Below are 4848 nucleotides of genomic sequence, written 5' to 3'. Positions count from 1 at the left end.
CCATTATAGTGATAGTGTTTTAGAAAATATTAGAAACAAGCATGGAAGTGATGATTTTAAAATCGATATTGTAGGGCATTCTTTAGGTGAAGCATTAACTCAAATGCTTGCTTTAAGCCTGTGTGATGATAAGAATAGAAATAATATCAAAGCACTATATACTTATAATGTCTCTTTAGAATCTAGGAGTATTGCCTATTGAAAACTTACTTTAAATTCTGTATATTTGGTGGCTAGGTTTTTGTCTTTTTAGTTTTTGTTAAGTATCTAGGAATGGCTTATCAACCGCACTTTTTTGGGGCTTTTTGAGAGTATAGTATTAGCCATTACACCTTACTTATTGATTTTGAGATATATTGCAATAAAAATAACCAAAATATCAATGATTTTAAATTATTTTTAAAAAATATGCATTATATTTTCTTATTCCCATAATAGCATTTATGGTATTTATAGTTTTTAAAAATAGTGTTATATCATCGGTATTGCTTTGCGGTTTGCTGTTTTTGTGGTTGTATGCTGTTTGGATAAAAAAGTTTGTTATGCTTTATATAGCAAAATTTTGGAGATAATTATGGACACAATTAAAACTCAAATCAATAATTTAAAAGATTATGCAGAACTTGCACAAGCTAGCTATGGTTATTTTAATTTTTAAAAAAGTAGAAGAATTTTATTAAAAATATTAAAAAGGAAAATAAATGGATCTATTGAAAAAAGTATACATTACTTGGATAGTGTTTTGGATAATTGGATATGCAATTTTTTTGCCTACAGCACATGGATTTGATAGCATGGGTTTTACAGATTTTTTCATACTTGCTTTACAATTTATAGCTATAATTTGGTTGCCTCCATTATTTATTTTTAATATCGTATATTTTGTGATAAAAAAAGAAAGAAAATATATTATAAATGCATTATGGATATTATTGTATTATCCATTGGTAGTTTTATTATATCTCATATTTGATTAAAAGAAAAAACATGAAACAACAAATCAAAAATCTTAGAGACTATGCCGAGTTAGCTTGGGCAAGTTATGGATATTTTAATTGCGTTGATAATAAATTTGATATAAAAGATGAAGATAAAATTGTTGCCTTTGAAAATGTTTTAGATATTGCCTACAAAAACTCTAAAATTATTGATGAGAGAGGATTTAAAATCGGCAAACTCGATGGCGACTTTGGTAAAGAACAAGCAAAAAGATTCTTTTCTCGCTATGATTTATTAAAACATTGCCCCAATACAGATTTAGGTTTTTCTGCTACTCTTTTTCAAGAAAAAGAATCTAAGGAATATATGAGATGAAAAAACATATTATTTTTATTATATTTGTAGTTTATCTTATTGCCTGTTTTCTTTTTACATTACTAGCAGGAGCTATTGGGCATGGAGCTACGCCATATAAAATAGCAACATTTTTTTCATGCTAGTTGTTGCACCATTAGTTCCCTATGTGATAGTCAGTCTAGTCATAGATGCATACAAACAATTCCAATGGTGGAAAATTTTAAACTTAATATTCTTGATTATACCAATATATATTTTTTTACTAGATTATGGAGGTAAGCAAATGGATAACAAAATATTAATACAAAAACTTAGAGACAATGCTGAGCTAGCTTGGGCTAGTTATTTTTAATAAAAATTAAAATTTTAACAAACAGGAAAGTGGTGTGAAAATATTAAAAAATTTATATATTGTTTGGATGATGTATGCAGTAGCATTAGCTTTATATGGCTTTTTCTACCAGTTGTTTAGTGAGAAAGATTTTTTTGAAAGTTTTTCAAATGCATTTTTAATTTTTCTGGTAGTATCTATTTTTCCAATATTGCCTTATTTTTATTATTCAATTTATATCAAAGCAAGAAAAGCAAAAAATGCGTTTATTGCTTATTGTTATTATTTATTATTATTGATAATCATTTGTTGTTACTTATTGTTATTATTAATCAATAGAAATAATATTAATTTTCAGCTATACTTAATTTTTATTGCAATACATATTGTAATATTTGTAACAATTTATCTAATTAAAAGAAATAAAAATGAAAACTCAAATCAATAATTTAAGGGATTATGCAGAACTTGCATGGGCTAGTTATGTTTATTTTAATTTTTAAAAAAGTAGAAGAATTTTATTAAAAATATTAAAAAGGAAAATAAATGGGTGTATTTCGTAAGTTTTATATTGTTTGGGTAGTATTTTGTATAAGTGGATTTGTTATTTCTCCTGCTGTAGGGCATAATCCAAATAGAGTGTATGAATTTTTTGTAATGCTAGGTTGGATTATTTTCCCTTTAATTCTATTAATACTTTATCGCTTTTTTTCTCTTTGTGAAATAAAGTTTTTGTATATAGTATTGCTATTGTTACTTTATTATCCTATAGCTTTGATATTGTATTATATGTTTTATTATCATAATAGTTTTTATGTTACATTATATATTTTTTTATCATTATTTAAATAAAGGATAATTTTGAAAGAAAAAATCAATAAGCTAAGAGATTATGTAGAACTTGCATGGGCTAGTTATTTTTATTTTAATTTTTAAAAAAGTAAAATAATTTTATTAAAAATATTAAAAAGGAAAATAGATGAATACATTAAAGAAAATTTATATCATTTGGGGGATGTTTTGGTCTATTGGACTTGGAATTTTTGTGCCTACGGCACATGGATTTGATAGCATGGGTTTTACAGATTTTTTCATACTTGCTTTACAATTTATAGCTATAATTTGGTTGCCTCCATTATTTATTTTTAATATCGTATATTTTGTAATAAAAAAAGAAAGAAAATATATTATAAATGCATTATGGATATTATTGTATTATCCTATGGTCTTTATTATTTTTTTAATAATTGTTCGAACAAGTTTTTAGGTGACTAAATGAAAACTCAAATCAATAAGCTAAAAGATTATGTAGAATTAGCTCAAGCAAGTTATTTTAACTTTGAATTTATTAATAGTAGAAATGTATTTGAGTTAGATTCTAATCGAGAAAAAATTCAAGATAAAAACTCTCTTAGAGGCTATAGAGAAATAAAAGTAAATTTAGAACATATTATAAGTCAAAAATATAAAGATGAAGAAGTATTGATTGATTTAAGGCTAGATGATGCTTGGCAATCAAAAATGTTAAATTTCTTTGATGAAAAAACAAATTTTGATGAATTAAATGGAGAATTTGGAGAATTACAAGCTAGGAATTTCTCTCAACGATATGAGATTAAATTCCATCAACCTAATACTTTAAGTGGTTTTAGTGCTACTTTGTTTTATGATAAAGAAAAAGATAAATTTGTAGCAGGATTTAGGGGAACTGAAGTTACAAAAATTAATGACTTAGTACAAGATTTTATTCTATCTCTTAGTGGCAATCTCCAATCCTCTCCTCTTTTAGAATTTTTAGAACAAGTTGATAAAATCATCAAAAATGAAAATAAAAACATTATATTTGTAGGGCATTCATTGGGTGGGTATTTAGCTCAAATGGCTTTGATATATTGCGATATTAAATATAAAGACAAATTATCCTTTAGTCCTAATGAAGTTTATACCTTTAATGCTCCTAGTGTTCATGGCTGGAATTCTCCTAGTATATTTTTAAATCCTAATGCTATAAAAATTTTGCAAGATATTTCTAGCAATAAAGCAATAGATGTTTCAAGAAAAGTAACTCATATTTATGATAATGGTGGAGTTGAAATTATCGCTTCAGCTCAATATGGTGCAAGTAATGCCCTAGCTATATATACTGGGAAAGATACTCATTCAATCATCCCCCTTACCCAAACTCTCTATTTTTATGCTTATCTTCTAGAATTAGATGCTAACTATAACAAAATCAAAGATAAAAGCCTTAGCGAGTGTATAGAGTATCTAAATCATTTTATGAAAAATATTCAAATTTATACAGAAACTTTTGTAACAAAAAATAATGCGATTAATAAAAATGATTTTGCTATTAAAAATGGTCCCTTTGGGCTTTTTAGAAGCTCCCCAGAAAAAATCAATCATTTTGAATATTTTCTCTCATTAATAGCCACTATAATGCAAGAAACAAATGGAGTTTTGCAAAGAGTTGGGGAGGATTATTATACAAGCTATAACGCTCCTACCATTAATCAAACAAAAATTGTAGATTTTATTTTAAAAGCACAAGAAAAGGAAAAATATATTTTAATGCTTGATAAAGAAGATTATGATAGACTTAGAAAAGATTGTGCTTTTATTAACCAATTGGATAATTTAGCCTTTAAGATAGCAGTTGGAGATTTTAGGGTTTTTGTAGTCGTTAATCAAGATATGAAATGTCTTGAGAATGTTAGCAATATTGCAAAAATATATGGATATAATTCAAAAGTTTATCAGCTAAAAGAGCAAAATTGGGATGAACAATATTTGGGCGGAGTTTGTAAAATATCACAAGCTTTATATTTTAAAGGAAAAGCTAAAATAGGTATCATCTAAGGAGAATTGATGGTAGGTAGAAATTTTTTATATTCTATCCATAAAGATAAAAAAAGTATTTATTTGCTTTGTGAAAATAAAAGCATAATTGATTGTCAAAGTATTTATGAAGAACTTTATAAATTAGAAGCAACAACAGATTTTACTTTTGAAGAGTTGCAAAACTACCAAGCTTATATCTTCCTAAACTCCACCCTCCTTACAGGCTCCACCGAACTCCCTAATAATTCTTTTTACTTTGGAGAACCCAATAAAGAAGGAAATATTTTACAAGATAAACCTAGCTATTATTTTTCCCCTAGTGATGAAAGCAGTGGTAAAGGAAGACTTGCTATCTTTTATAAAAATGATGAGCTTTGCTT

The 4848-nt window shown here is 26.2% G+C and carries 5 protein-coding genes and 1 pseudogene; all 6 read left to right on the top strand.

What is annotated here, in order from left to right:
• Positions 1-202: lipase family protein (locus B6S12_RS10110; RefSeq protein WP_425454664.1), on the top strand; the 202-nt coding region annotated here is incomplete at its 5' end.
• Positions 203-987: 785 nt separating this feature from the next.
• Positions 988-1314: a hypothetical protein gene (locus B6S12_RS10100; RefSeq protein WP_111230655.1), complete on the top strand. Its 327-nt coding sequence runs from the start codon at positions 988-990 to the stop codon at positions 1312-1314.
• 368 nt (positions 1315-1682) lie between these two features.
• On the top strand, positions 1683-2075 hold the full coding sequence (locus tag B6S12_RS10090) for a hypothetical protein (RefSeq protein ID WP_111230654.1): 393 nt from the start codon (positions 1683-1685) through the stop codon (positions 2073-2075).
• Positions 2076-2606: 531 nt separating this feature from the next.
• On the top strand, positions 2607-2894 hold the full coding sequence (locus tag B6S12_RS10080) for a hypothetical protein (RefSeq protein WP_111230652.1): 288 nt from the start codon (positions 2607-2609) through the stop codon (positions 2892-2894).
• An 8-nt stretch (positions 2895-2902) separates the two neighbouring features.
• Complete coding sequence (locus B6S12_RS10075) at positions 2903-4486, top strand: Tle-like phospholipase domain-containing protein (RefSeq protein WP_111230651.1); 1584 nt, start codon at positions 2903-2905, stop codon at positions 4484-4486.
• Between the two features lie 9 nt (positions 4487-4495).
• Positions 4496-4848 (top strand): annotated as a pseudogene (locus tag B6S12_RS10070) (hypothetical protein); the annotation flags it as partial.

It is taken from the genome of Helicobacter valdiviensis, from assembly GCF_003245365.1.
In the GTDB taxonomy this organism is placed as follows: Bacteria; Campylobacterota; Campylobacteria; order Campylobacterales; family Helicobacteraceae; genus Helicobacter_D; species Helicobacter_D valdiviensis.
Note: the sequence above shows the minus strand (reverse complement) of the source record. Positions and strands in the feature narration are given on the sequence as shown.

What these genes read in the sequence shown, in the direction of transcription:
- B6S12_RS10100 (WP_111230655.1), top strand. Translation starts at nt 988, where the DNA reads ATGAAACAACAAATCAAAAATCTTAGAGACTATGCCGAGTTAGCTTGG.
- B6S12_RS10080 (WP_111230652.1), top strand. Translation starts at nt 2,607, where the DNA reads ATGAATACATTAAAGAAAATTTATATCATTTGGGGGATGTTTTGGTCT.
- B6S12_RS10075 (WP_111230651.1), top strand. Translation starts at nt 2,903, where the DNA reads ATGAAAACTCAAATCAATAAGCTAAAAGATTATGTAGAATTAGCTCAA.